Origin of the sequence: Mycolicibacterium litorale, from assembly GCF_010731695.1 — a bacterium.
In the GTDB taxonomy this organism is placed as follows: Bacteria; Actinomycetota; Actinomycetes; order Mycobacteriales; family Mycobacteriaceae; genus Mycobacterium; species Mycobacterium litorale.
This window is the reverse complement of record NZ_AP022586.1, coordinates 983,092-1,008,118: the sequence shown is the minus strand read 5'-3', so window position 1 is coordinate 1,008,118 and position 25,027 is coordinate 983,092. Positions and strand designations below refer to the sequence as shown.

Annotated in this window: 22 protein-coding genes and 1 other RNA gene; 8 read left to right on the top strand and 15 right to left on the bottom strand. The window is 71.0% G+C overall.

All coding sequences use genetic code 11. The features are described from left to right. The 7 genes from G6N30_RS04715 to G6N30_RS04685 all read right to left on the bottom strand — a co-directional run bounded on the left by G6N30_RS04715 (position 1) and on the right by G6N30_RS04685 (position 10,463). On the bottom strand, positions 1-864 hold the full coding sequence (locus G6N30_RS04715; protein WP_134060656.1) for a TIGR03619 family F420-dependent LLM class oxidoreductase: 864 nt from the start codon (positions 862-864) through the stop codon (positions 1-3). Continuing rightward, positions 861-1,511, bottom strand: a complete 651-nt coding sequence (locus G6N30_RS04710) for a PaaI family thioesterase (RefSeq protein ID WP_234880355.1) — start codon at positions 1,509-1,511, stop codon at positions 861-863. The genes G6N30_RS04715 and G6N30_RS04710 overlap by 4 nt, the downstream gene beginning before the upstream one ends. Then, positions 1,504-4,479: a bifunctional [glutamine synthetase] adenylyltransferase/[glutamine synthetase]-adenylyl-L-tyrosine phosphorylase gene (locus G6N30_RS04705; protein ID WP_134060657.1), complete on the bottom strand. Its 2,976-nt coding sequence runs from the start codon at positions 4,477-4,479 to the stop codon at positions 1,504-1,506. Before G6N30_RS04705 ends, G6N30_RS04710 begins: the two co-directional genes overlap by 8 nt. Before the next feature lie 24 nt (positions 4,480-4,503). Continuing rightward, the gene (gene glnA, locus G6N30_RS04700) at positions 4,504-5,844 is read right to left on the bottom strand and encodes a type I glutamate--ammonia ligase (protein ID WP_134060658.1); all 1,341 of its coding nucleotides are present in this window, start codon (positions 5,842-5,844) and stop codon (positions 4,504-4,506) included. Positions 5,845-5,896: 52 nt separating this feature from the next. After that, positions 5,897-7,441, bottom strand: coding sequence for an alpha/beta hydrolase (locus G6N30_RS04695; protein ID WP_134060659.1), 1,545 nt, complete (start codon positions 7,439-7,441; stop codon positions 5,897-5,899). Between the two features lie 64 nt (positions 7,442-7,505). Further along, positions 7,506-9,023, bottom strand: coding sequence for an alpha/beta hydrolase (locus tag G6N30_RS04690; protein ID WP_179965550.1), 1,518 nt, complete (start codon positions 9,021-9,023; stop codon positions 7,506-7,508). Between the two features lie 48 nt (positions 9,024-9,071). Continuing rightward, complete coding sequence (locus G6N30_RS04685) at positions 9,072-10,463, bottom strand: WS/DGAT/MGAT family O-acyltransferase (protein ID WP_134060661.1); 1,392 nt, start codon at positions 10,461-10,463, stop codon at positions 9,072-9,074. 154 nt (positions 10,464-10,617) lie between these two features. Between G6N30_RS04685 and panB the strand changes: the two genes are divergently transcribed. Beyond that, positions 10,618-11,466, top strand: a complete 849-nt coding sequence (gene panB, locus G6N30_RS04680) for a 3-methyl-2-oxobutanoate hydroxymethyltransferase (protein WP_134060662.1) — start codon at positions 10,618-10,620, stop codon at positions 11,464-11,466. On the opposite strand, the gene G6N30_RS04675 is transcribed toward panB, so the two are convergent. Then, positions 11,463-12,242 (bottom strand): enoyl-CoA hydratase/isomerase family protein, encoded by a 780-nt coding sequence (locus tag G6N30_RS04675; protein ID WP_134060663.1) that lies wholly within the window; start codon positions 12,240-12,242, stop codon positions 11,463-11,465. The two genes, panB and G6N30_RS04675, sit on opposite strands and share 4 nt — an antisense overlap. An 87-nt stretch (positions 12,243-12,329) precedes the next feature. On the opposite strand from G6N30_RS04675, the gene G6N30_RS04670 reads away from it, so the two are divergent. Continuing rightward, positions 12,330-13,841 carry a CYTH and CHAD domain-containing protein gene (locus G6N30_RS04670; protein WP_134060664.1) on the top strand — a complete coding sequence of 504 codons (1,512 nt, stop codon included), beginning with the start codon at positions 12,330-12,332 and terminating at the stop codon, positions 13,839-13,841. Between the two features lie 4 nt (positions 13,842-13,845). On the opposite strand, the gene rnpB is transcribed toward G6N30_RS04670, so the two are convergent. Next, positions 13,846-14,249, bottom strand: an RNA gene (gene rnpB / locus G6N30_RS04665) — RNase P RNA component class A. A 29-nt stretch (positions 14,250-14,278) separates the two neighbouring features. On the opposite strand from rnpB, the gene G6N30_RS04660 reads away from it, so the two are divergent. The 5 genes from G6N30_RS04660 to G6N30_RS04640 all read left to right on the top strand — a co-directional run bounded on the left by G6N30_RS04660 (position 14,279) and on the right by G6N30_RS04640 (position 18,822). Further along, the gene (locus G6N30_RS04660) at positions 14,279-14,731 is read left to right on the top strand and encodes a helix-turn-helix domain-containing protein (protein WP_134060665.1); all 453 of its coding nucleotides are present in this window, start codon (positions 14,279-14,281) and stop codon (positions 14,729-14,731) included. A 10-nt stretch (positions 14,732-14,741) separates the two neighbouring features. Continuing rightward, positions 14,742-15,170 (top strand): VOC family protein, encoded by a 429-nt coding sequence (locus tag G6N30_RS04655; protein WP_134060666.1) that lies wholly within the window; start codon positions 14,742-14,744, stop codon positions 15,168-15,170. Positions 15,171-15,232: 62 nt separating this feature from the next. Then, positions 15,233-15,877 (top strand): dihydrofolate reductase family protein, encoded by a 645-nt coding sequence (locus G6N30_RS04650; protein WP_134060667.1) that lies wholly within the window; start codon positions 15,233-15,235, stop codon positions 15,875-15,877. Positions 15,878-15,884: 7 nt separating this feature from the next. Further along, entirely contained in the window at positions 15,885-16,769 is an 885-nt protein-coding gene (locus tag G6N30_RS04645) for a CPBP family glutamic-type intramembrane protease (RefSeq protein ID WP_134060668.1), read from the top strand. Positions 16,770-16,830: 61 nt separating this feature from the next. Beyond that, positions 16,831-18,822, top strand: a complete 1,992-nt coding sequence (locus G6N30_RS04640; RefSeq protein WP_134060669.1) for an MFS transporter — start codon at positions 16,831-16,833, stop codon at positions 18,820-18,822. A 14-nt stretch (positions 18,823-18,836) separates the two neighbouring features. On the opposite strand, the gene G6N30_RS04635 is transcribed toward G6N30_RS04640, so the two are convergent. Both G6N30_RS04635 and G6N30_RS04630 read right to left on the bottom strand, forming a co-directional pair. Beyond that, entirely contained in the window at positions 18,837-19,457 is a 621-nt protein-coding gene (locus tag G6N30_RS04635; protein ID WP_134060670.1) for an SAM-dependent methyltransferase, read from the bottom strand. Continuing rightward, entirely contained in the window at positions 19,450-20,385 is a 936-nt protein-coding gene (locus G6N30_RS04630; RefSeq protein ID WP_134060671.1) for an NAD(P)/FAD-dependent oxidoreductase, read from the bottom strand. Before G6N30_RS04630 ends, G6N30_RS04635 begins: the two co-directional genes overlap by 8 nt. Positions 20,386-20,433: 48 nt before the next feature. On the opposite strand from G6N30_RS04630, the gene G6N30_RS04625 reads away from it, so the two are divergent. Next, on the top strand, positions 20,434-21,015 hold the full coding sequence (locus tag G6N30_RS04625) for a type II toxin-antitoxin system RelB family anti-toxin (RefSeq protein WP_134060672.1): 582 nt from the start codon (positions 20,434-20,436) through the stop codon (positions 21,013-21,015). Here the strand turns inward: G6N30_RS04625 and G6N30_RS04620 are convergent. From G6N30_RS04620 to cobC, 4 genes are read right to left on the bottom strand one after another with little or no spacing between them, the layout of a single operon-like run. Next, positions 21,012-22,109, bottom strand: coding sequence for a bifunctional RNase H/acid phosphatase (locus G6N30_RS04620; RefSeq protein ID WP_134060673.1), 1,098 nt, complete (start codon positions 22,107-22,109; stop codon positions 21,012-21,014). The two genes, G6N30_RS04625 and G6N30_RS04620, sit on opposite strands and share 4 nt — an antisense overlap. After that, positions 22,106-22,843, bottom strand: a complete 738-nt coding sequence (locus G6N30_RS04615) for a zinc ribbon domain-containing protein (protein WP_134060674.1) — start codon at positions 22,841-22,843, stop codon at positions 22,106-22,108. Before G6N30_RS04615 ends, G6N30_RS04620 begins: the two co-directional genes overlap by 4 nt. Further along, positions 22,833-23,972 (bottom strand): Nif3-like dinuclear metal center hexameric protein, encoded by a 1,140-nt coding sequence (locus G6N30_RS04610; RefSeq protein WP_134060675.1) that lies wholly within the window; start codon positions 23,970-23,972, stop codon positions 22,833-22,835. The genes G6N30_RS04615 and G6N30_RS04610 overlap by 11 nt, the downstream gene beginning before the upstream one ends. Then, positions 23,969-24,931: an Rv2231c family histidinol phosphate aminotransferase CobC gene (cobC, locus tag G6N30_RS04605; protein ID WP_234880365.1), complete on the bottom strand. Its 963-nt coding sequence runs from the start codon at positions 24,929-24,931 to the stop codon at positions 23,969-23,971. The genes G6N30_RS04610 and cobC overlap by 4 nt, the downstream gene beginning before the upstream one ends. Positions 24,932-25,027 lie beyond the last annotated feature (96 nt).

Below are 25,027 nucleotides of genomic sequence, written 5' to 3'. Positions count from 1 at the left end.
CTACGCACGGTCCAGTCCGAGATCCTCGCGGAACCGCTTCATCCCGTCGATCTTCTCGGCCAGCGACGCGTTCGCGCCGGTGTAGAACATCCACGGCATGGTCAGGATGTGGGTGACACCGGCGGCTTCGGCCCGGTCGTAGTCGGCGCGCACGAGGGCATCGGTCAGCGGCGTGAGGATCGTGAAGTCGTCGACGGAAAGCCCGGCCTCCGCGCGGAGTTCACGCAGCCGGCCGGCTACCGCGATCGCCCGGTCGGTGGTGATGAGATCGCCGATCCAGCCGTCGTTGCGTGCGGCGCGGCGCAGCGCGACGTCGGACAGGCCGCCGACGTAGACCGGGATGTGCGGCGGAGTGGGTTCCATCTCCAGGCGCGGCGTCGGGTAGAACTCGCCGTCGAACTCGGTCCAGCCCGGCTGCCACAGCGCCCGGAACAGGTCGAGCATCTCGTCGGTGCGTCTGCCGCGCCGGTCGAACCGCTGCCCCATCAACCGGAACTCGTCCTCGCACCACCCGACGCCGATGCCGAGTTCCACCCGGCCGCCGGCGAGGTAGGCCGCGGTGCCGATCGCCTTGGCTGCCGAGTACGGGTCGCGCATCGCGGGCACGTACACCGTGGTGACGAACCGCAGCCGCGAGGTGACCTGCGCGAGCGCGCCCACGAGCACCCACGGGTCGGGCCAGTGGGTGAAGGGCTCCCAGCGCCGCTGCCCGTCACGGGTGTACGGATACGGCGTCTGCAGCGTCTCGAGGTTCACCACGTGGTCCGGCACACCGAGACCGTCGTATCCGAGTTCGTCTGCAGCACGGGCGATGTCGACGATCTCGCTGGTCTCCACGAACGCCGGGCTGACGTAGTACTTCATCCGGCGTCACGCGCCCAGGCCGGCATGATGAAGATGCCGTCCGCTTCGACGGTCACGCCCTCGGCGTCGCGGAGCACACCGCGCGCGAAGGTCTTGATGCCGTCGGTGCGGTCGATCCACGCCTCGGCGTGAAGCGGCCCCAGCGGGGTGCCGCGCAGATAGCGCAGCGTGATCGTGCCGGTGAACAACGGTTTGGTCAGCCCGTCGCTGGCGGCCTCGCCGAGCAGGTGGTCGAGCACCAGCGCGCAGATCCCGCCGTGCACCAGGTTCGGCGGCCCCTCGTAAGCGGCGCCGAGCGTGAAGTCGCTGACCCACCGGTCGTCGTCGGTGCGGTCGATGCGCATCGGCGGCGCGATCGCATTGCGCAGTCCCACAGCCGGATTCGCCCAAGCCAGCGGCCGCCCGGTGTCGGCGTGGCGCAGCGTGTGAGTGCGGTCGTGCCGACGCCCGTTCAGCGTCCGGGTGACCTCCTCGATCGCCGCTTGCGCCGCGGCGATGGTCTCGCCGTCCACGCCGGTGCGCACCCCGGCGTCGACGAGATCGCGGATCGCCTGGGTCAGCGGTTCGTAGAGCGCGCTCAGCCGGGCGTACTCGTCGCCACTGACCACGTCGAACGGCCATTCCGGCCCTGCGCCCGCCTCAGCCACCGAACACCTTGCGCACCACCGTCTTCGCCCGGCGCGTCACCCGCAGGTAGTTGTCGAGGAATTCGCCGCCGTCGTCGTTGTCCCAGCCCGCGGCCACCGCGACCGCGTTGAGCATCCGCCCCGGCCCGGGCAGCTGGTCGGTGGGTTTGCCCCGCACCAGCACCAGCGCGTTGCGGGCCCGCGTCGCGGTCAGCCACGCCTGCCGCAGCAGGTCGATGTCCCCCTCGGCGATGAGCTCGGCGGCCCCGATCGCGTTGAGCGCCTCCAGCGTCGACGTGCAGTGCAGGGCAGGCACCTTGTGCGCGAACCGCAGCTGCATCAGCTGCACGGTCCATTCGATGTCGGCCAGGCCGCCGCGGCCCAGCTTGGTGTGGGTGTTCGGATCCGCGCCGCGGGGCAGCCGCTCGGCGTCGACACGCGCTTTGATGCGCCGGATCTCCTGCACGGCCTCGGCGGAGACGCCGCCCGCCGGATACCGCGTTCTGTCGGCCATCAGCAGGAAGCGTTCGCCGAGCTCGAGGTCACCGGCCACGCGGTGCGCGCGCAGCAGCGCCTGAACCTCCCACGGCTGCGCCCACTGCGTGTAGTACGCCTCGTAAGAGGCCAGGGTGCGGACGAGCGGGCCGTTGCGCCCCTCGGGCCGCAGCCCGGTGTCCACCTCCAGCGGCGGGTCGGCGCTCGGCGTGCCCAGCAGCGAGCGCACCCGCTCGGCGATGCCGACCGCCCACTTCACCGCGACGGATTCCTCTGCGCCGCGGCACGGTTCGCAGACGAACATCACGTCGGCGTCCGAGCCGTAGCCGAGTTCGCCGCCGCCGAGCCGGCCCATGCCGATCACCGCGATGCGGGCCGGTGCGCCGTCGGCGGGGGCGTTGGCGCGCATCACTGCGTCCAGCGCGGCCTGCAGCACCGCGACCCACAGCGCCGTCAGCGCCCGGCACACCTCGGTCACCTCGAGCATGCCCAGCAGGTCGGCCGAGGCGATGCGCGCGAGTTCGCGGCGCCGCAGCGTGCGCGCCGCCGCGATGGCCCGGACCGGGTCGGCGTGCCTGCCGGCCGAGGCCACCAGTCCGCGGGCCATCGCCTCGGGTTCGGTGTCGAGCAGTTTCGGTCCGTTGGGCCCGTCGGCGTAGAGCTGGATGACCTCGGGGGCGCGCATCAACAGGTCGGGCACGTAGGCCGACGTGCCGAGCACCCGCATCAACCGTTTGGCGACCGCACCCTCGTCGCGCAATGTGCCCAGATACCAACGCTGTTCGGCCAGCGCCTCGCTGATCCGGCGGTAGGACAGCAGACCCGCGTCGGGGTCGGGGGTGTCGGAGAGCCAGTCCAGCAGTGTCGGCAGCAGCACCCGCTGGACGCGCCCTCGCCGCCCGCCCTCCCCGGTCAGCGCGGCCAGATGGGTCAGCGCGCTCTGCGGGCCCTCGTAACCCAGTGCGGCGAGCTGACGTTCGGCCGCGGCAGTACTCATCCCCGGCTCGATACCCAGCGCCGGCTGCCCCACCGATTCCAGCAGCGGCTGGTAGAAGAGCTTGGCGTGCAGCCGCGACACCCGCAGGCTCTGCCGTTTGAGCTCCTCGCGCAGGACGCCGAGGGCGTCGCGCTGGCCGTCGGGACGCACGTGCGCGGCACGGGCCAGCCACCGCAGCGCCTCGTCGTCGTCGGTTTCGGGCAGCATGTGGGTGCGTTTGAGCCGCTGCAGCTGCAGCCGGTGTTCGAGCAGCCGCAGGAACTCGTAGGAGGCGGTCAGGTTGGCGGCGTCGTCGCGGCCGACGTACCCGCCCGCTCCGAGCGCGGCCAGCGCGTCGACGGTCGACGCCACGTGCAGCGACTCGTCGTTGCGGCCGTGCACGAGCTGCAGTAGCTGCACGGCGAACTCCACGTCGCGCAGGCCGCCGGTGCCGAGTTTGAGTTCCCGCGCCCGCACGCCTGCCGGCACGAGCTCCTCGACCCGGCGCCGCATCGCCTGCACCTCGGGCACGAAATCCTCACGCTCGCAGGCGGTCCAGACCATCGGCGAGAGCGCCTCGATGTACTGGCGGCCCAGTTCCGCGTCACCGGCGGCCGGCCGCGCCTTCATCAGCGCCTGGAATTCCCACGTCTTGGCCCAGCGCTGGTAGTACGCCACATGCGATTCCAGCGTGCGGACCAACTGGCCGTGCTTGCCCTCCGGGCGCAGCGCCGCGTCGACCTCGAAGAACGCGTCGCCGGCGAAGCGCATCAGCTCACCGGCCACCCGGGTGGTGGTGCGGATGTCGGACTCGGCGGCCTCCCCCACTACAAAGATGACGTCGACGTCACTGACGTAATTCAGTTCGCGCGCACCGCATTTGCCCATCGCGACGACGGCCAGCCGGGGCCGTTCCCCGTCCCCGCACACCGAGCTCATCGCCACCTCGAGCGCACTGGCCAGCGCGGCGTCGGCCAGGTCCGACAGGTGCTGGCCGACCGTCGCGAACGGCAGCACCGGTTCGTTCTCCACCGTGGGCGCGGTGTCGAGGGCGGCCAGCACCAGCAGCCGGTCGCGGTACAGCTTGCGCAGCGGCAGCATCGCGGTCGCGGGGTCGGCGGCGGAACGGGCGAGCGCCACGAAGTCCTCGCGCAGCGCCGCGGCCGTCGGCAGTCCCACCTTGCCTGCGAGCAGCCGCCAGGTCTCCGGGTGGGCCACGACGTGGTCACCGAGCGCCAGCGACGAGCCCAGCACCGCGAACAGCCGTCCGCGCAAGGGTTTGTCGGTCAGCAGCGATTGGTTGAGTTCGTCCCAGCCGTCACCGAGCGCGTCGGCGAGGCGCACCATCGTGTGCAGTGCGCTGTCGGCGTCCGGGGCGCGCGACAGCGACCACAGCAGTTCGACGTGGCGGTCGGTGGTCCAGCCCAGCCGGTCCAGATGCGCGGGGGCCTGCTTCTCGACCAGTCCCAGGCGCCCGGCACTGGGCAGCCTGGAGCGTTCGGTCGACGGTTTCGCCACGCTGCTGACGTTACCGCGCCCGGCTCACAGCGACAGGTAGGCCTGCAGCTCGTACGGGGTGACGTGGCTGCGGTAGGTCTCCCACTCCGCGCGCTTGTTGCGCAGGAAGTAGTCGAAGACGTGTTCCCCCAACGCTTCGGCGACCAACTCGGAGTTCTCCATCTCCGACAGGGCCACGCCCAGGCTGCTCGGCAGCTCCTTGTAGCCCATCGCACGGCGCTCCTCCGGCGTCAGGCTCCACACGTTGTCCTCGGCCTGCGGGGCCAGCACGTAACCCTTCTCCACCCCGCGCAGTCCGGCGGCCAGCAGCACCGCGAACGTCAGGTACGGGTTGCAGGCCGAGTCTGGGCTGCGCACCTCGATGCGGCGCGACGACGCCTTGCGCGGGGTGTACATCGGCACCCGCACCAGCGCCGAGCGGTTGGCCGCCCCCCAGGACGCCGCGGTCGGCGCCTCGCCGCCGTGCACCAGCCGCTTGTAGGAGTTCACCCACTGGTTGGTGACGGCGCTGATCTCCTGGGCGTGTTCGAGGATGCCGGCGATGAACGATTTGGCGACATCGGAGAGCTGCAGCGGGTCGTCCGGGCTGTGAAAGGCGTTGGTGTCGCCCTCGAACAGGCTCATGTGGGTGTGCATCGCCGAACCGGGGTGCTCGGCGAACGGTTTGGGCATGAACGAGGCCCGCACGCCGTCACCGAGCGCGACCTCCTTGACGACGTAACGGAACGTCATCACGTTGTCGGCCATCGACAGCGCGTCGGCGTAGCGCAGGTCGATCTCCTGCTGGCCGGGGGCGCCCTCGTGATGGCTGAACTCGACCGAGATGCCCATCTGCTCGAGCGCGTCGATGGCGTGGCGGCGGAAGTTGGGGGCCGAATCGTGCACGGCCTGGTCGAAGTAGCCGCCGTTGTCGGCCGGGACCGGCGGGGTGCCGTCGTCCGGGCCGGGCTTGAGGAGGAAGAACTCGATCTCCGGGTGCACGTAGCAGGAGAACCCCAGATCGCTGGCCTTGGCGAGTTGGCGGCGCAGCACGTGGCGCGAATCCGCCCACGACGGCGAACCGTCGGGCATCGTGATGTCGCAGAACATCCGGGCCGAGTGGTGCTTACCGGAGCCGTCCGCCCACGGCAGCACCTGGAAGGTCGACGGATCGGGGCGGGCCACCATATCGGCTTCCGAGACGCGCGCGAAGCCCTCGATCGACGAACCGTCGAAGCCGATGCCCTCCTCGAAGGCGCCCTCGAGTTCGGCGGGCGCGATCGCCACGGACTTGAGGTAACCGAGGACGTCCGTGAACCACAGGCGGACGAAGCGGATGTCGCGTTCTTCCAGCGTGCGGAGCACGAATTCCTTCTGGCGATCCATGACCGCGAGCGTAGGTTCCGGCTGTTAATTCTGTGTTACACGGCTGCTAGAACTAGCACTGCAGACCGTTCGGCGGCACGGCGCCGTCGACCAGGAACCGCACCACGGCCGTGTCCACGCAGGCGTCGCCGTTGAACACCACGGTGTGCTGCTTGCCCTGGAAGGTGACCAGCGAGGCGCCCATCTGGCGGGCCAGCGCGACACCGGCCTCGTACGGGGTGGCCGGATCGCCGGTGGTGGACACCACCACGACCTTGCCTGGTCCCGGGTTCGTCGCGGGGCGCGGCGCCGACGTCGCGGGCACCGGCCACAGCGCACACACGTCGCGCGGCGCGAATCCGGTGAACTGGCCGTAGGACAGGAACGGCGCCGCCTGCCGGAAGCGTTGATCGGCCTGCACCCACACCGCCGGGTCGGTCGGATACGGCGCGTCCACACAGCGGATCGCGGTGAAGGCGTCCTGGCGGTTCTGGTAGTGACCGGCGGCGTCGCGGCGCTGGTACTCGTCGGCGAGCGTGAGCAGGTCACCGGCGTCGGTCCCGCGGGCCAGGCCGAGCAGGCCGCTGGTCAGGTACGGCCAGAACCGCGGGCTGTACAGCGCGTTGCCGGTGCCGGTGAGCGCGTCCTGGTAGCTCAGCCCGCGGGGATCGGAGGTGAACGCGGGTCGGGCCACCAGCGGGTCGACGAGCTGGTGGTAGCGGGCGACGAACTGGGCGGGGTCGGTTCCCAGCGGGCAGCCCGCCGACTTGGCGCAGTCCGCGGCGTAGGTGTCGAACGCCCGCTGGAACCCGGCCTGCTGCGCGACGGATTCGTCGACGGGATCCAGGCTGGGGTCGACGGCGCCGTCGAGCACCATCGTGCGCACCCGGTCCGGATAGCGTTCGGCGTAGGCGGCACCCAGCTCGGTGCCGTAGGAGAAGCCGAGGTAGTTGAGCTGGTTCTCCCCGAGGGCCGCGCGCACCACGTCCATGTCCCTTGCGGCGGCCGCGGTGCCCACATTGGCCAGGAAGTCCGCGCCCATCCGGTTGAGGCACTGCTGGGCGAGCCCGCGGTAGAGGCCCTCGATGTGCGCGACACCGGCGGGGCTGTAGTCGACCATCGGTTCGCGGCGGTAGGCGTCGAACTCGGCGTCGGTGCGGCAGCGCAGCTGCGGGGTGGAGTGCCCGACCCCGCGCGGATCGAAGCCCACCAGGTCGAAGCGGCGGCCGATCTCGGTATCGGCCAGCGCGACACCCATCCCGGCGACGGTGTCGACCGCCGAGGCGCCCGGCCCGCCCGGGTTGACCATGAGCACGCCGAGACGGTCGCCGGTGGCCGGGACCCGGATGACCGCGAGCTGCGCCTGGGCGCCGTCGGGCTGGTCGTAGTTCACCGGCACCGACACGGTGCCGCACTGGGCGGTGGGGATCCGCCCCGGATCGGCGACGATCTGCTGGCAGCTCCCCCACACCGGCGGCTGCCCGTAGCGCTGGGTGGCGTCACCCTCCGGCGTGGCCGAGGCCGGGGCGGCGGCTCCGCCGGAGACGACCGCCAGCACCACCGCAGTCGCCCACGCAGCCGCCATCGACCGCCGCCCTACCCGCCACATGGCGATCATGGTCGCACGGCCGGCGGCGGCCAGGCGCCGCCCGCGGGCAAAGGTGACCGGGCTGTGATCAGGTTCAGCGGCAACGGGTGTCCGCCGGCGGGACGACGACGTCGATCAGGTACTTGGCGGCGATGTCGTCGACGCAGGCGTTGCCCTGGAAGACCACGGTGTGCTGGGTGCCCTCGAAGGTCAGCATGGTGCCGCCGAGCTGGCGGGCGAGGTCGACGCCCGCCTGGTACGGCGTGGCGGGGTCGTTGGTGGTCGACACCACCAGGATCGGCGGCAGCCCGCTGACGTTGATCTCGTGCGGTTCGCTGGTCGGCGGCACCGGCCAGAACGCACACGTGCTGAGCGGGGCGTGGCCGGTGAATTCGCCGTAGCTCATGAACGGCGCGACTTCGCGCAGTCGGCGGTCCTGCTCGACGATCTTCTCGCGGTCGGTCACCGCGGGCCGGTCGACACAGTTGACCGCCACCCGGGCGTCGGTCGAATTGTTGTAGTGGCCCTGGGCATCTCGGCGCATGTACAGATCGGCCAGCGCCAGCATGGTGTCGCCGCGTCCGGCCTTGAGCTCGGTGAGGCCCTGGGTGAGATACCGCCACAGGTTCGGTGAGTACAGCGTCTGGATGGTGCCGACGATCGCGTCGCTGTAGCTCAGGCCGCGGGGGTCGTCGGTCTTGGCGGGCTCGTCGACCAGCGGGTCGACCATGCTCTGGTAGACCTCGACGGCCTTCGCCGGATCGGTGCCCAGCGGGCAGTCCGGCTGTTTGGCGCAGTCGGCGGCGTAGTCGTTGAACGCGGTCTGGAATGCGGCGGCCTGGCGGATGTCGGCCTCGAGCGGGTCGGCGTTGGGGTCGACCGCGCCGTCGAGGATCATCGCGCGCACCTTGTCGGGGAAGTTCTCGGCGTAGGTGGCGCCGATGCGGGTGCCGTACGAGTAGCCGAGGTAGGTCAGCTTCTCGTCGCCGAGCGCTTCCCGCATGGCGTCGAGATCCTTGGCGACATTCACCGTGCCGACGTTGGCGAGGAACTCTTTGCCGGACTTGTCGACGCAGCGCTGGATGAATTCCTTGGTCTCGTTCTCGATGTACTCGACGCCTTCGGGCGAGTAGTCGACCTGGGGTTCGGCGCGCTGCCGGTCGTTGTCGGCGTCGGAGTTGCACCACACCGCGGGCGTCGACGACGCGACCCCGCGCGGGTCGAACCCGACGACGTCGAAGCGTTCGCGCACCGACGGCGGCATGGTCGACAGCATCGACGCGGCCGCCTCGACACCGGATTCGCCGGGGCCGCCGGGGTTGATGACCAGCGAGCCGATCTTGTCTCCGGTGGCCTTGAACCGGATCATCGCGAGCCGCGCCACGTCACCGTCGGGTTTGGCGTAGTCGACGGGCACCGACAGCAGCCCGCATTCCGCGCCCGCCGGGATGCGCGATTCGTCCGACGGCGCACCGGCCTGACACGGCGCCCACTGGATCGGGGTGCCCGGGCGAGGGACCGCGATGACCGCGCGACCGTCGACCAGGTTGCTGCACCCCGCGACGAGCGGCAGTGCGATGACGGTCGCCGCGACCCCGATCCGAAGCCTCATGGCACCACATGCTGCCATGAACTGCCGTCGGCCCCGGCGAGCGCCGGTTCACCGGGTCGCGTCGAGCAGCTCCTCGAGTGCGGCGGCGAAGTCGTCGGCGAGGTCCCACAGGTCGGGGATCAGCTCGGGGCAGGACACGATTCCCACGTCGAGTTTGCCGTTGAGCGACATCACGGTGATGTTGAGCCCGGAGCCGTGGAAGATCGGGCCGATCGGATACATCGCCTTGACCTCGCTGCCGAGGTAGTACAGCGGGACCTGCGGCCCCGGCACGTTCGAGACGACGAGGTTGAGCACCGGGCGGGCCCCGGACAGGCGGCTGGCGGCGTAGACGCGCATCGCGGTGCCGAACACCGCGGGCGCGGCGAATTGCGTCCAGTCCTGCAGCAGCGTGGCGCCGATCGCCGAATTGTGTTGTTTGGCAACGGAGTTGGCTTCGGATATGGCCTTGATCCGTTCGACCGGGTCCTCGATGTGGGTTTCGAGCCGGGAGAACATCGCCGACACCTGGTTGCGGCCGGGCCGGTCGGATTTGTCGTGCACCGACACCGGCACCGCGGCGATCAGCGTGCTGTCGGGCAACTGGCCCCGGTCGGCGAGGAATTTCCGGAGCACACCGGACACCAGCGCCATCACCACGTCGTTGAGCTTGACGCCGAAGTGGTTCTTGACCGCCTTGACGTCGTCGAGGTCGAGCTGGGTGAACGCGATGTTGCGGTGGCTGGTGACGTTGGCGTTGAACGGTGTCTGCGGCGCGACGAACGGCGGAGCCATCGACAGCCCGGCCCGCGCCCGCTTGACGGTGTCGAGCACCGTGTTGACCGTGACCGGCAGCGCGTTGACGAGTTTGAGCGGCCGGGTGGCGAATTTGATCGCGCCGTTGACCGCGATCTCCACTTGGTTCCCGCCGCCGACCCCGGCGACCGGTTCGGGGTCGGGTGCGTCGGGTTCGGTGCTGCACAGCTGCGACATCAGGCTCGCGCCCGTCACCCCGTCGACGGCGGCGTGGTGCACCTTGGTCACCACCACCAGCGGTCCCCCGTCGCGGGCGTCGGTGCCGTCGATGCCCTCGATGACCCACTTCTCCCACAGCGGCCGGGCGCGGTCGAGCGGCAGCGACGCGATGTGGCCGATGATCTCCGCGAGCTCCTCCCGGCCGCCGGGCGCGGGCAGCCCGATGCGGTGCAGGTGGCGGTCGACGTCGAAGTCCTTGTCGTCCACCCACACCGGATGGTCGAGGTTGAACCGGTTGTCGGCGAGCTTCTCGCGGAACTGCGGCAGCGAATCGATCCGGCGGCACAGCGCCTCACGGAGTTTGGGGAACGTGTACCCGCCGGGCATGGTCGAGGTGTCGAGCTCGAGGATCGAGCACACGTGCAGTGGCTGTTGAGCGGTTTCGAGGTACAGGAAGCTGGCGTCGAGCCCGCTGAGCCGTTGCATGGGCTCAGCGTAGGTGGCCGTCACGCCGGTGTGAGGAAATCCACTCAACACCGTGTTCACCCGCGTGGGCCGCGGTGGCACACTTGTGGCGTCAGACGAACCCGGGGACCCGGACGGGCCTCGAGGATCTACCCGACCACCACGAGGGACAACGATGTCTGAACAGAGTGTCTACGGCGCTGCGTCCGATCAGTCCGCCGACAAGCCGCGCGTCAAGGTTCGCACCACCCACCTGCAGAAGTGGAAGGCCGAAGGCCACAAGTGGGCGATGCTCACCGCCTACGACTTCTCGACCGCCCGCGCATTCGACGACGCCGGGATCCCGGTGCTGCTGGTGGGCGATTCGGCCGCCAACGTCGTCTACGGCTACGACACCACCGTGCCGGTCACGGTCGACGAACTCATTCCACTGGTCCGCGGCGTGGTCCGCGGCGCCCCGCACGCGCTGGTCGTGGCCGACCTGCCGTTCGGCAGCTACGAGGCGGGTCCGGCCCAGGCGCTCGCCACGGCCACCCGCTTCCTCAAGGAGACCGGTGCGCATGGGGTGAAACTCGAGGGTGGTGAACGCGTCGCCGAGCAGATCGCGACGCTGACCGCGGCGGGCATTCCGGTCATGGCGCACATCGGATTCACCCCGCAGAGCGTCAACGGTCTCGGCGGCTTCAAGGTCCAGGGCCGCGGCGACGCGGCCGATCAGACCATCGCCGACGCGATCGCCGTCCAGGAGGCCGGTGCGTTCTCGGTCGTGATGGAGATGGTGCCCGCCGAACTGGCCACCCAGATCACCGGCAAGCTGACCATCCCGACCATCGGCATCGGGGCCGGCCCCAATTGCGACGGCCAGGTGCTGGTGTGGCAGGACATGGCCGGCCTCACCTCCGGCAGGACGGCGAAGTTCGTCAAGCGCTTCGGCGATGTCGGCGGCGAATTACGCCGTGCGGCAACGCAGTACGCCGACGAGGTGGCGGCCGGGGTGTTCCCGGCCGAAGAGCACAGCTTCTAGCCGAAGTTCGCGCGCCGCTTGCCGAGGAACGCGTCGACGCCTTCCCGGCCGTCGGCGGAGTCGGCGCGCTGCGCGATCAACCGGCCCTCGAGTTCCATCTGCTCTTCGAGGCCGTTCTTCGACGAGGCCGCCAGCAGGGTCTTCACCGCACCGTGCGAGGGCGCCGAACCGGCGGCCACCTGCTCGGCCAGCGCGGTTGCGCGGTCGCCGAGTTCGGCGTCGGCCACCACGTCGGTGACCAGTCCCCACTCGAGGGCCTGCGCGGCAGGCAGGGTGCGGTTGGTGAGCATGAGGTCCTGGGCGCGGCGCAACCCGACCAGTCGCGGCAGGTGATAGGACGCGCTGCCGTCCGGGCTCAGCCCGACCTTGGTGTAGGCCATCGTGAACGACGCCGACTCGGCGGCGAGCACCAGATCGCCTGCCACGGCGAGGCTGAACCCGGCGCCTGCCGCCGCGCCGTTGACGGCGGTGACCAGGACGGCGTCCATGCGGGCGAACGTCGAGATCGCCCGGTGCAGATCGTCGGCCACGCCCTTGATGAAGCGCCCACGCGACGACGCGGCCGCGAACGCCTTGAGATCGCCTCCGGCACAGAAGAAGCGGCCGGCGCCGGTGAGCACCACCGCCTTGGTCGCCGGGGTGTCGCAGCGTGCCGCGACGTCGGCCAGTTCGGCGGTCATGGTGTCGTTCATCCCGTTCGCCGCCTCCGGGCGGTTCAACACGATGCGGGCCACCGCACCGGACTGTTCGAACGTCACTGCCTGGTATTCGCTCACCCGTGGACTGTAGCGATCCGCGGGATCCGGGGCCGTTCACCTCGATGTGGCAGGCTGTGTGTCCCCCACTGATCAGCGAAGGTGAACATGGCAGGTAAGTCCAAGACCTCCCGGCACACCGAGGTGGAGCGCAAGTTCGACGTCCCGGGATCGGACGGCGTGCCGTCGACCGTCTCCCCGTCCTTCGACGGGCTCAGCGCGATCGCGCGCGTCGAGCGGTTGCCCGTCCAGCACCTGGACGCGGTGTACTTCGACACGCCGGGACGCGACCTCGCCGCCCACCGGATCACGTTGCGCCGCCGCACCGGCGGAACCGACGCCGGCTGGCACCTCAAACTCCCCGCGGGCCCCGACGCGCGCACCGAGGTCCGCGCCCCGCTCGGGGACTCCGACGAGTGGGAGGTACCCGAGGAGTTGCGCGACGTCGTGCTGGCGATCGTGCGTGACCGTCCTCTGGCGCCCGTCGCGCGGATCAGCACCCAGCGCACGGTCGACCTGCTCCACGGCCCCGACGGTGACGCGGTGGCCGAATTCTGCGACGACGAGGTGACGGCGTCCGCCGAGGGCGGTGACGAACAGCGCTGGCGCGAGTGGGAGCTGGAACTTGTCGGCGACGGTGACGCCGCGCTGCTCGACCGGTTGGCGAACCGGGTGCTCGACGCGGGGGCGTCACCCGCCGGGCACGGATCGAAGCTCGGCAGGGTGCTCGACACCGGCCAGACCGACGACGAGGTGCGCACCCGTGCCGACGACCCGGTGCACCAGGCGGTCGCCGAACAGGTCGAGCAGTTGGTGACGTGGGACCGTGCGGTGCGGGCGGACGTGTACGACTCGGTGCACCAGATGCGGGTGACGACGCGCAAGATCCGCAGCCTGCTGCAGTCCGCAGGCGGCGTGTTCGGCATCTCCGACGACGCGTGGGTACTCGACGAGCTGCGGCAGCTGGCCGCCGTGCTCGGGGTGGCCCGGGACGCCGAGGTGCTCGCCGAGAAATACGAGAAGGCGCTCGACGGGTTGCCGCCCGAACTGGTGCGCGGGCCCGTGCGCAAACGGCTGGTGGACGGCGCGAAGAAGCGGTACCAGTCGGGACTGCGCCGGTCGCTGATCGCGATGCGTTCGCAGCGGTACTTCCGTCTGCTCGACGCGCTCGAGGGGCTGGTGGCCGCCGAACCGCCTCCCGCCCGGCCGGGTGACGAACCGGCGCCGACCTCGATCGACTCCGCCTACAAGCGGGTCCGCAAAGCGGCCAAGCGGGCGGCCGCGGCGGCGGAGGACGCCGAGCACGACGAGGCACTGCACCGGATCCGCAAGGGCGCCAAGCGACTTCGCTACACCGCGTCGGCCACCGGCGCGGGCAAGGTCTCGGAACGGGCCAAGACGATCCAGTCGCTGCTGGGCGACCACCAGGACAGCGTGGTCAGCCGCACGCATCTGACCCAGCAGGCCGAGGCCGCCCACGCCGCCGGTGAGGACACCTTCACCTACGGGTTGCTCTACCAGCTGGAGGTGGAGGTCGCCGACCGGGCACGCGAGCAGCTGGATGAGGCGCTGCGCAAACTCGACAAGGCGGTGCGCAAGGCCGGGGCCAAGGGCAAGTGACGGGCGGACGAGCTGGCCTGTAAGCCGGATTCTGTTCCGCGCCGTCATTGCTGACGACGCGGCGGCGACCATCCATCTGGACACTCCGTTGCCGGGTGCCTCGAGCGGCCTACCCGCAGGCTCGGGCGAGCAGCCCTCGAACGCCTGCGCAGCCGCACCGGGTGCGGCCTACTTGGCCTTGCTTCGGGTGGGGTTTGCCGAGCCACCCCGGTCACCCGGGGTGCTGGTGCGCTCTTACCGCACCGTTTCACCCTTACCGCCGCCGTGCCCGGAAGCCCAGCGGTGGCGGTCTGTTTTCTGTGGCACTTTCCCGCGAGTCACCTCGGATTGCCGTTAGCAATCACCCTGCTCTGTGAAGTCCGGACTTTCCTCGAACCGTTTCCGGTCCGCGGCCGCCCGGCCAACTCGTCCGCGCAGATCACCGTACCCTTATGTGCATGCCGCAGGTGCCGCCGGCCCGCTATCTGCAGCGGGCCCGTGACCTCGTCGACGCCCGGTACGCGGATCCGATCACCGTCGACGACCTGGCGGCTGCCGCCGGCCTGTCGCGGGCGCACTTCAGCCGCATGTTCACCCGCACCTTCGGGGAGTCCCCGCGGGCCTATCTGCAGACCCGCCGCCTCGAACGCGCCGCCGCGCTGCTGCGCTTCACCGACCGCTCGGTCGCCGACATCTGCGCGATGGTCGGGTTGCAGAGCGTCGGCTCGTTCACCACCAGCTTCGCCCGGGTCTACGGGTTGCCGCCGGCCGCGTACCGGGCCAGCCTGCCGCCCGCGGCCGTGTACGCCCGGGTGCCGTCGTGCATCCTCATGCGCGACACCCGGCCGCCGGCCGACAGCCGGGTGAAGACAGCACGCGGGGAGAAGACGGCACGCCCGGTCCAGTCGTAGCGTCACTGTCATGAAGATCGCCACCACCCATCTGTGGGTTCACGACCAGCAGGTCGCACTCGAGTTCTGGACCACGAAGGTCGGAATGGAAGTGCGACAGGATGTTTCGCTTCCCGACGTCGACGGCCTGTTCCGTTGGCTGACCGTCGGCCCGCCCGGCCAGGACGACGTCTCGATCGTCCTGATGGCCGTCCCCGGCCCACCCGTGATGGACGAGGCCACCCGCCGGCAGGTGCTGGACCTGACCGCTAAGGGTTTCGCCGGCACGATCTTCCTCACCACCGACGACTGCCAGCGCACGTACGAGGAGTTGTCCGCCCGCGGAGTCGAGTTCACCGAGGCGCCGCACCAGATGCCGTACGGTATCGACTCCGGGTTCCGCGACCCCTCGGGCAACAGCGTGCGCGTGACGCAGCTGGCCGACGCGCCGGTCACATAGCCCTGGCGGCGTTGCCCGTGCCCCGGCCGATGAGATTCGTCGGTCCGCGGAGTCAGACTGACGTGATGCAACTGCTGAGAGTCCAGAACTTCACCGTCTCGCGGGACGGCTTCGGCGCCGGCGAGAATCAGAGCCTCGAACGACCCTTCGGCGACGCCGACCCGGGCGACATGTTCGCCTGGGCCGGCGCCACCGCCAGCTGGCCCAACCGCACCGACCCGGGCGGCAGCCGCGGTCTCGACGACTACTTCACCCGCGACTTCACCCATCGCATCGGCGCCGAGATCATGGGCCGCAACAAGTTCGGCCCCCAGCGCGGCCCGTGGCAGGACCACGACTGGCAGGGCTGGTGGGGTGACGAACCGCCGTTCCACACCCCCGTGTTCGTCATGACTCACCATCCGCGGCCGTCGTTCACCCTGTCCGACACCACGTTCCACTTCGTCGACGGCGACCCGGTCACCGTGCTGGCGCAGGCCCGCGAAGCCGCCGACGGCAAGGACGTCCGGCTGGGCGGCGGCGCCACGGTGATCCGGGAGTTCCTCGCCGCCGGCCTCGTCGACACCCTGCACGTGGCGGTCTCCGACGTGCGGATCGGCCGCGGCGTGCGGCTGTGGGAATCGCCCGACGAATTGGACGACCGCTTCCACCACGAAGTGGTGCCGAGTCCGAGCGGGGTGACCCACCACCTGTTCTGGCGGCGATGATGTACGGGTGCCCCCTCCTCCCGACGTCCGAGAACAGCACCCCGCGCTCAGTGCCTGGGCCGAGCCTGCCGATCAGCGGCGCCGCGGGGTCCGCTGGTTCCTGATCCTGGCGTTCGGCTGCGCCTGGCTGCCCTGGTTCGCCGTGTATCTGGCGGGCGGGTCGCTGGACGATCCCGTCACCCAGCTACTCACCGCGGCGTTCGTTCCCGCACTGGCCGCCTGCGTGGTGCGCCGGTGGATCACCCGGCAGGGCTTCGGTGAATCGGGGCTGCGTCTGAACCTGAGCGGCTCGTGGTGGCACTACGCGGCGGCGGTCACCATCCCCTGGGGGGTGCTGCTTCTCGCCGTGCTCATCGCCGCCGCGACGGGCCTGTGGACGCCGCGATCGATGGAGGTGGGCGCGTCGTCGTGGCTGTACCTGGCCGCGGGCCCGGTCGTCTGCGTCGCGCTGTCCCCGATCTTCTGGGGTGAGGAGTACGGCTGGACGGCCTATCTGCGCGACCGCCTGGTTCCCGGCCGCCCGATCCTGACGACGTTCCTCACAGGTCTGGTGTGGGGGGTGTGGCACTGGCCGCTGCCCTGGGTCGGCTACTTCGGTGGCGACGCGCCGGTGTCGGACGCCCTGTGGGGAATGCTGCTGTGGCTCCCGCTGAGCATCCTGCTCGAGTTCCTCATCGGGTGGCTGTGGTCGGAGACGGCGTCGGTGTGGCCGGGCGCGATGCTGCACGCCGGCAGCAACATGGTGGCGTCGCTCGGGATGATGCTGGTGTTCGGCGACGCCGTCGGTATCACCGGCACGACGGTTCTGCTGTGCGCAGCGCTGACCCCCTTCGTCCTTGCGGTCATCCTCACCGGGCACACCGGCGGAAAGCGGCTCGCGCGCAACGCGTGACGGGCCCGACAGCGAGCCCGACGATTTTGCATAGTTCCACTAAGCAATTATCATTCTTTGAATGGCTAACCAATTGGTGGAGCGCCCGGCGTCGCCCCGCGGCGGCGGACTGCTGATCGCGGCGCTGGCCGCCGCGGGCACCAGCGTCTCCCTCATGCAGACCCTGGTCATCCCTCTGGTCCCCCAATTGCCCGCTCTGCTGAACACCTCGTCGGCCAACGCCTCGTGGGCGGTCACGGCCACCCTGCTCACGGGTGCGGTTGCCACACCCGTGTTCGGCCGTCTCGGCGATATGTTCGGCGCCAAACGGGTTCTGGTCGCCTGTGCGGCGCTGCTGACCGTCGGCTCGGTCGTCGCCGCGCTCACCAGTACCCTGGTGCCGCTGATCATCGGCCGCGCCCTGCAGGGCTTCGGCGCCCCGGTGATCCCGCTCGGCATCAGCGTGCTGCGCGCCTCGCTTCCGGCCGAACGTGTCGGCGCCGCAATGGGTATGGTGAGCGCCTCGCTCGGGGTGGGCGGCGCACTCGGCCTGCCGCTGTCGGCGGTGATCGCCGAGCACCTCAGCTGGCATGCGCTGTTCTGGTCTGCTGCCGCCCTCGGCCTGGGCTGCTGCCTGATCTTCGCGACCCTCGTCCCCGACATCGTCCCGTCCGCGCACATGGGCCGCTTCGACGTATTGGGTGCGGTCGGCCTCGCCGCGGGCCTGCTGATGCTGCTCCTGCCCATCTCGAAGGGCTCCAGCTGGGGTTGGACGAGTCCCGGCACGCTCGGTCTGCTGGCCGGGTCGGTCGCCGTCCTCGGCGCGTTCGGGTGGTGGCAGACCCGGGCGTCCACGCCTCTGGTCGACATCCGCACCACGCTCAAGGCACCGGTGCTGCTGACCAATGTGGCCTCGATCGCGGTCGGCTTCGGCATGTTCGGGATGTCGCTGATCGGTCCGCAGCTGCTCCAGATGCCCAGCGCGACCGGTTACGGGCTGGGGCAGAGCATGGTGGCGGCCGGGTTGTGGATGGCGCCCGGCGGTCTGGCGATGATGGCCTCGGCCCCGATCGCGGCGCGGATCATCGCCGCCCGCGGACCGCGGTTCGCGCTCACCGTCGGCGCCGTCGTGATCGCGGCCGGCTATCTCGGCGGGACCCAGCTGCTCGGCAGCCCGGCCGGGGTGCTGACGTTCAGCGTCGTCGTCAGCGTCGGTGTCGGATTCGCGTTCGCCGCACTCCCCACGTTGATCAACGGCGCGGTCCCGGTCTCGGAAACCGCTGCCGCCAACGGCATCAATTCACTGGCCCGTTCCCTTGGCACGTCGGTGTCGAGTGCGGTGATGAGCGCGGTACTGGTGCAGATGACCGTGGAGTTCGCCGGCCACGCCATCCCGTCCCTCTCGGGATTCCGGACGGCGCTGCTGATCGCGGCGGGCGCCGCGGCTGCCGCCGCCCTCATCGCCGCCGCCATCCCCACCGCGGCTCCCGCGCCGGCGCCGTCGGTCATCGAACCGGTGCTGGCCCCGGCGCCGCTGCATCGGCGTGCCCAGCGCCTGGAGAACGTGATGACCGCGCTCGGCCGCCAGGCCGCGGTGGGTCTGGAGATCCCGTCGATGCCCAAGCGACTGGATCGTGGCGATTACGTGATCGCCGCCTACCTGGGCGGGTCGAATCCGATGACAATGGCCGAACTCGCCCGCGCCCTCGACAGTCCCACGCGGCCGGTCGAGGAGCGGCTGACGGCGCTGATCCGCGACGGCCTCGTCGGCCGGGTGCCGACCGCCGATCACGCCGCCCCGCCGCGCTTCGTGCTGACCCCGCGCGGCCGCGCGATCTTCGAGCATCAGCGGTCGACGAACATCGCCGGGCTGGAATCGGTGCTGAGCCGCTGGGACGACGGCGACGTCGCGGTCCTGATCGGCTATCTCGGCCGGCTGTCGGACGGCATCGACGAAGAGAGCCGGCGCCGCCGGGCCGCGACGGCGCCGCCGCGCGTGTCCCCGCACGCCTACACCCAACCCGTACGCGCGCAACGGGTTCCGGTTCCGACGGGGCGTGACCGCTGGCGGTGAGCCGCGGCGGACCGTCAGCCGAGCCGCCGCAGCAGGATGACGTTGTCCGAGATCGTCGCCACCTGACCCTCGGGCCCGGTCGCCTCGCGCTCGACCGCCTCCACCCGCAACCGCTCCCAGCGCCCGGGCTCCGGCGCCAGCCCGTCCACCACGTCCTGCGCCGACGGCAGGTGGTGTTCGTGACCGTCCTTCCACCCCCACGGCGGGGCGGACCCGTGATCGACGATCAGCAGGAGCCCGCCTTGGGCCACCGCGTCCGCCGCGCGGCGTAGCGCCGCGGTGCGGTCGACGTCCAGCGGCGAGTGGAAGAACTGCGCCGACACCAGATCGAATTCGCCCTGCGGGAACGTCTCGGCGAGGTCGTGCTGTTCGAACCGGATGCGCTGGCCCACACCGGCCGCCGCGGCGTCCTCGGTGGCCCGGCGCAACGCGGTCGGTGAGACATCGACGCCCACCACCTGCCAACCGCGGCGGGCCAGCCAGATCGCGTCGGCGCCCTCACCGCAGCCGAGGTCGAGCGCGCGCCCCGGTGCGAGTGGTTCGACGATCTCGGCGAGCCGCGCATTGACCCGGCCGCTCCACACCCGGTCCTTCGCACCGTAGTGCTGCTCCCAGAAGTCCACCGTCTCAGACATTCACGTCCTCCTTCCATGCCGGAACCGGCAATCCGAACTCGTCGGCGAGCAGACTCTGTACCACCGCAGCGGCCACCTTCGACCCGGCCGCGACCGCCGCGGCCACCTGAGGCAGCTGGACGGTGACGTCCCCGGCCGCGAACACTCCCCGCACCGACGTGCGGCCGAACTCGTCGACCCAGACCGCCTCGGCCGACAGCGGATTCGGCTCCCCGAACTGCACACCCAACTGCTCGGCGAGTGCCGAGCGCTGACACACCGACGGCGCGACCATCAGTCCGCGGCGCGGCAGCACGGCACCGTCGGAGAAGACGATTTCGAGACCGTCGCCGGTGCCGCGCACCTCCGCGACCGGTCGGGGGTCGATGCGCACGCCCGCGGCTTCGATCAGCGCCCGCTGCTCACCGAGATCCCCGGTGAGCAGCACGATGTCGTCGGTCCATCCGCGCAACAGCAGCGCGGCGTGCACCGCGCGGGCACCCTCGGCGAGCACCGCGACGGGGGCGTCGCGCACCTCCCACCCGTGACAGAACGGGCAGTGGAACACCGATGTCCCCCACAGCGGTGCGAGGCCGGGCAGCTCCGGCAGCCGGTACTGCATCCCGGTGGCGAGCACGATGCGCCGCGCCTGCTCGACGGTGCCGTCGGCGAGTTCGACGGTGAACACGTCCCCGCGCCGCACCGACGTCACGTCGCCCGAGCGCACGACGACGGGGTAGTTCTGCAGTTCGCGCCGACCGGCGGCGTACAGCTCCGCAGGCGGCCGCCCGTCGTGGCCGAGCAGTCCCCCGATGCCGTGTGCCACGGCGTTGCTCTGCTCGCCGGCATCCACCACCAGGGTGCGGCGGCGCGCCCGGCCCAGCACCAGCGCGGCGCTCAGGCCCGCGGCCCCGCCCCCGACGATCACACAGTCCCATACGTTGTCCATGCCCCCGAGGTTGCCCCGGACACCGCCCAAGTGCCAAGCTGTTTTGCCATGCAGGCAAATGGCTCCTCGGAGGACCGCGTCGACGAGCGGGTCCGCAAGCGGTTGCGCGAACTGCGCAGGCAGCGCGGGTTCACCCTCGAGGAGGTGGCGGCCAGATCGGCCATCGACGTGTCGACGCTGAGCCGGCTGGAATCGGGCAAGCGGCGGTTGGCGCTCGACCACCTCCCCCGCCTGGCCGCCGCGCTGGCGGTCAGCACCGACGAACTGCTGCGGCCGCCGGAGGCCGAAGACCCTCGCGTACATGCCGATTCGCACACCCGTCACGGCGTGACGTACTGGCCGTTGAGCCGTCAGGGTTCGCCGGGCGGGCTGCACGCGTTCAAGATCAGAGTCAGCGCGCGGCGGCGCAAACCACCCGCCGAGCTACCGGTGCACGAGGGTCAGGACTGGATGTACGTGCTCTCGGGCCGGCTGCGCCTGATCCTCGGGGAGCGCGACTTCACCGTCGAACCCGGTGAGGCCGTTGAGTTCTCGACGTGGACCCCGCACTGGTTCGGGGTGGTCGACGGCCCGGTGGAGGCGATCGTGATCTTCGGCCCCCACGGTGAGCGCGTTCACCTGCACACCTAGAGGTACGCCGTCTGGTTCACCAGCCGCACCGACGAGCCGCCGTCGGGGTAGAACTCCGCGATGCTCAGTGAGGCGAGGTCGAGGTGCAGCCGGTAGAGGATCCCTTCACCGGCGTTGAGCGCCAGCCGCAGCATCGTCTTGATCGGTGTCACATGGGACACCACCAGCACCGTCGAGGCACCGTGCTCGGCGATGATGCGGTTACGCGCCCGCCGGACCCGGTGGGCGACGGCGTCGAAGCTCTCCCCGCCGGGCGGTTCCACGCTGGTGTCACTCAACCAGCGCGCATGGATGTCCGGATCACGTTGGGCCGCCTCCCCGAACGTCAATCCTTCCCACGTGCCGAAGTCCGTTTCGATCAGGTCCTCGTCGACCGCGACGTCGAGTCCGAGCGCCTTGGCGGCCGCGGCCGCGGTGTCGTACGCGCGCTGCAGGGGTGAGCTGACGACGGCGTCGATCCCGCCCCGCTGCGCGAGGTGGGCGGCCGCGGCCTCGGCCTGCCTGCGGCCCAGTTCGGTCAGCGCCGGGTTACCCCGCCCCGAATACCGGCGCTCGACCGACAGTTCGGTCTGGCCGTGGCGCAGCAGCAGGAAGCGCGTCGGCGCCCCTCGCGCACCGGTCCAGCCGGCCGGCGAGGCCGGTGTCTCGGTCGGCGCGACCGTTGGGGCGCTGCGGGGCGCGGATTCGATACCCGCCGCGGCGTCCATCGCCTCGTTGGCCAACCGGTCGGCGTGGGCGTTGCGGGCCCGGGGAATCCAGGCGTAGGTCACCCGGTCGAACCGCCGCGCCAGGGACCGCGCCTGCTCGTGCAGCGGAACCAGATCGGGGTGCTTGACCTTCCAGCGGCCCGCCATCTGCTCGACGACCAGCTTGGAGTCCATGGATACCGCGACCTCGGTGGCGCCGACGTTGGCGGCCTCCTCGAGACCGGCGATCAACCCGCGGTATTCGGCGACGTTGTTGGTGGCCCGGCCGATCGACTGCTTGCTCTCGGCGAGCACCGAGGACCGGTCGGCCGACCAGACCACCGACCCGTAGCCCGCCGGGCCGGGGTTGCCGCGCGAACCCCCGTCGGCCTCGACGATCACCTTCATTTCTTGAATCCCTCCGCGCGCACCAGGATCGCGTTGCACTCGGGGCAGCGCAGCACCTCGTCGTCGGGGGCGGCGGTGATCCGGGCCATCTCGCCCCGGTCGATCTCGAGCCGGCAGGCGCCGCACCGGCGGCCCTGCAGCTGCCCGGCGCCGGGACCGCCGCGGGCGCGTTGGCGTTCGTAGAGCGCGACCAGGTCGGGCTGCAACGTCGCGAGCAGCTCGTCGCGCCGGGTCAGGTGTTCCTGCCGCGCCCGGTCGAGCTCGGCCACCGCCTCGGCCAGTGCGTGCTGGGCGGCCGTCAGCGTGACCTGCAACTCGTCGACGCGCGCCACTGCGTCGGCGCGCTGGGCGGTGAGTTCCTCGCGGCGCTCCATGACCTCGAGCAGCGAATCCTCCAGGCTCGCCTGACGGCGTTCGAGCGTTTCGAGTTCGTGCTGCAGTTCTGCGACCTGTTTGGCCGCGACGCTGCCGCCCTGCAGCAGCGCGCGGTCGCGGTCTTCGCGCTGACGGACGCCCTCGATCTCGGATTCGAACTTCGTCACCTGGTCGTCGAGGTCTTCGATCGCGATGCCGAGCGTGGCCACCCGGTCACCGGCCGCACCGTGTTCGGCGCGGATCCGGTCGAGTTCCTCCTGTTCGGGCAACTTCTTCACCCGGTGCTCGACTCGCGCCAGCCCGGCATCCACCTCGGCCAGCTGCAGCAACGAATGTTGCTGCCAGACATCAGCTTTCACGTGTTTCCCTACCAGTTCCTAGGTTCCATGGATCGGTGCGCAGGTCGCAGACCCGCACCGGTAACGCCTCGGAGAAGTGCGCCCGCAGCACGCCGGCGGCCTGTTCGCACCACGGGAACTCGCTGGCCCAGTGGGCGACGTCGACCAGCGCCACCGGCGATGCCCGCCGGTGTTCGTCGGCGGGATGGTGGCGCAGATCGGCCGTCACGTACGCCTGCACGTCGGCGCGGGACACCGTAGCAAGCAGCGAGTCCCCCGCGCCGCCGCACACGGCGACCCGCGACACCCTCGTCGCCGGGTCACCGGCCGCCCGTACCCCCCACGACGTGGCGGGCAGCGCGGCGTTGACGCGGGAGACGAACTGCGACAACGGTTCCGGCGTCGACAACGAGCCGATACGGCCGATGCCCACGTCGCCGGGGATCGGCGCGATGCTGAAGATGTCGAACGCGGGCTCCTCGTAGGGATGCGCGCCGCGCACGGCGGCGAGCAGGTCCCGGCGGCGCGCCGCAGGGGCGATCACCTCGACCCGCTCCTCGGCGACGTGTTCCACCGACCCGACGCTGCCGATGGCGGGCGAGGCGCCCTCGTGCGGCAGGAACTGCCCGGTGCCCGACGCGCTCCAGCTGCAGTGCGAGTAGTCGCCGATCTGGCCGCCGCCCGCACCGAACATGGCCTCCCGCACGGCGTCGGCGTTCTCGGCGGGGACGTACACCACCCACTTGTCCAGTTCGGTGTCGGCGGCCACCGGCGAGAGCACCTCCTCGACGGTGATGCCGAGCGCCGCGGCCAGCGCGTCCGACACCCCGGGCGAGGCGGAGTCGGCGTTGGTGTGGGCGGTGAACAGCGCTCGGCCGGTGCGGATCAACGAGTGCACGAGCGCCCCCTTCGGGGTGCTCGCCGCGACGGTGTCCACACCGCGCAACAGCAGCGGGTGGTGGGCCACCAGCAGACCCCGCTCCGGTACCTGCGCGATGACGGCCTCGGTCGGGTCCACCGCGACGGTCACCGATTCGACGGGTTCGTCCGGATCGCCGCAGACCAGCCCGACCGAATCCCAGTCCTCGGCCAGCCGCGGTGGGTAGGCGTCGTCGAGGACGTCGATCACGTCTCGCAGCAGCACGCTCATCGCATCGCCTCCGCCAGCGCCTCGACGAGCACCGGCCACTCCGCGCGCACCGCCGCCCGCAGGTACTCACCGTCCAGGCCGACGAACGTGTCACACCGTCGCACCGCGATCCCCCTACCTGCCAATCGCTTTCGGACCAACTCCGCATCCGGCACGGCGAACAGCACGAACGGCGCGGCACCGGGCACGCACTCGACACCGATAGCGGTCAGGCCGGCCACCATCTCGACCCGCAGTGCGGCCAGCCGGTGGGCCCCCGCCTCGGCGTCGCGCACCGCCGATGGGGCGTTGCATGCGGCCAGCGCCTCGAGTTGCAGGGTGCCCAGCGCCCAGTGGGCCCGTTGCGACGTCAGCCGCGCCACGGCCTCGGGTGCGCCGAGCGCGTAGCCGACCCGCAGCCCGGCCAGCGCCCACGTCTTGGTCAGGCTGCGCAGCACGAGCACGTCCGGCGGGGCGTCGGCGGCCAGCGATTGCGGCTCGCCCGGAACCGCGTCGGCGAATGCCTCGTCGACCACCACGAGGCGACCGGGCCTGCGCAACGCGAGGATCTCCGCCCGGGTGTGCAGCACCGCGGTGGGGTTGGTGGGGTTGCCGACGACCACGAGGTCGGCGTCGGCGGGGACCTGTGCGCCGGCAAGGCCGAACGGCGGGTCGAGCACCACGTGCGCGACGGGCACCCCGGCCGCGGCGAACACGGCGTCCGGTTCGGTGAACGACGGCGCGATCAGCGCGGCCAGCCGGGGCTGCAGACAGGCCAGCAGCGCGAATCCTTCGGCCCCGCCGGCCAGCAGCGCGACCTCGTCCTCGGCGCGTCCGTGCCGGGCGGCCACCGCCTGCACCGCGCGGCGCTCGTCGGCGGCCGACGGGTAACTGCCCAGGTCGGTCAGCCGGTCGGCCAGGCGCTCGACCAGCCACGACGGCGGCCCACCCGCGCGCACGTTGACGGCGAAGTCGAGCATGCCGGGCCGCACGGCCTGGTCGCCGTGGTACCTGGTCGCCTGCGGCGCGAGACGTGGCACAGCACGACAGTAGTGCGCCGTACGGGACGCGAAGCC

Excerpts from the sequence above, each read along its gene's own strand:
- G6N30_RS04685 (WP_134060661.1), bottom strand. The coding sequence starts at position 10,463 with ATGCAACGGCTCAGCGGGCTCGACGCCAGCTTCCTGTACCTCGAAACC.
- G6N30_RS04635 (WP_134060670.1), bottom strand. The coding sequence starts at position 19,457 with ATGTCTGAGACGGTGGACTTCTGGGAGCAGCACTACGGTGCGAAGGAC.
- glnA (WP_134060658.1), bottom strand. The coding sequence starts at position 5,844 with ATGGATCGCCAGAAGGAATTCGTGCTCCGCACGCTGGAAGAACGCGAC.
- G6N30_RS04670 (WP_134060664.1), top strand. The coding sequence starts at position 12,330 with ATGGCAGGTAAGTCCAAGACCTCCCGGCACACCGAGGTGGAGCGCAAG.
- G6N30_RS04660 (WP_134060665.1), top strand. The coding sequence starts at position 14,279 with ATGCCGCAGGTGCCGCCGGCCCGCTATCTGCAGCGGGCCCGTGACCTC.
- panB (WP_134060662.1), top strand. The coding sequence starts at position 10,618 with ATGTCTGAACAGAGTGTCTACGGCGCTGCGTCCGATCAGTCCGCCGAC.
- G6N30_RS04620 (WP_134060673.1), bottom strand. The coding sequence starts at position 22,109 with ATGAAGGTGATCGTCGAGGCCGACGGGGGTTCGCGCGGCAACCCCGGC.
- G6N30_RS04640 (WP_134060669.1), top strand. The coding sequence starts at position 16,831 with ATGGCTAACCAATTGGTGGAGCGCCCGGCGTCGCCCCGCGGCGGCGGA.
- G6N30_RS04690 (WP_179965550.1), bottom strand. The coding sequence starts at position 9,023 with ATGAGGCTTCGGATCGGGGTCGCGGCGACCGTCATCGCACTGCCGCTC.
- cobC (WP_234880365.1), bottom strand. The coding sequence starts at position 24,931 with ATGCTCGACTTCGCCGTCAACGTGCGCGCGGGTGGGCCGCCGTCGTGG.
- G6N30_RS04625 (WP_134060672.1), top strand. The coding sequence starts at position 20,434 with ATGCAGGCAAATGGCTCCTCGGAGGACCGCGTCGACGAGCGGGTCCGC.
- G6N30_RS04715 (WP_134060656.1), bottom strand. The coding sequence starts at position 864 with ATGAAGTACTACGTCAGCCCGGCGTTCGTGGAGACCAGCGAGATCGTC.
- G6N30_RS04655 (WP_134060666.1), top strand. The coding sequence starts at position 14,742 with ATGAAGATCGCCACCACCCATCTGTGGGTTCACGACCAGCAGGTCGCA.
- G6N30_RS04695 (WP_134060659.1), bottom strand. The coding sequence starts at position 7,441 with ATGATCGCCATGTGGCGGGTAGGGCGGCGGTCGATGGCGGCTGCGTGG.
- G6N30_RS04630 (WP_134060671.1), bottom strand. The coding sequence starts at position 20,385 with ATGGACAACGTATGGGACTGTGTGATCGTCGGGGGCGGGGCCGCGGGC.
- G6N30_RS04610 (WP_134060675.1), bottom strand. The coding sequence starts at position 23,972 with ATGAGCGTGCTGCTGCGAGACGTGATCGACGTCCTCGACGACGCCTAC.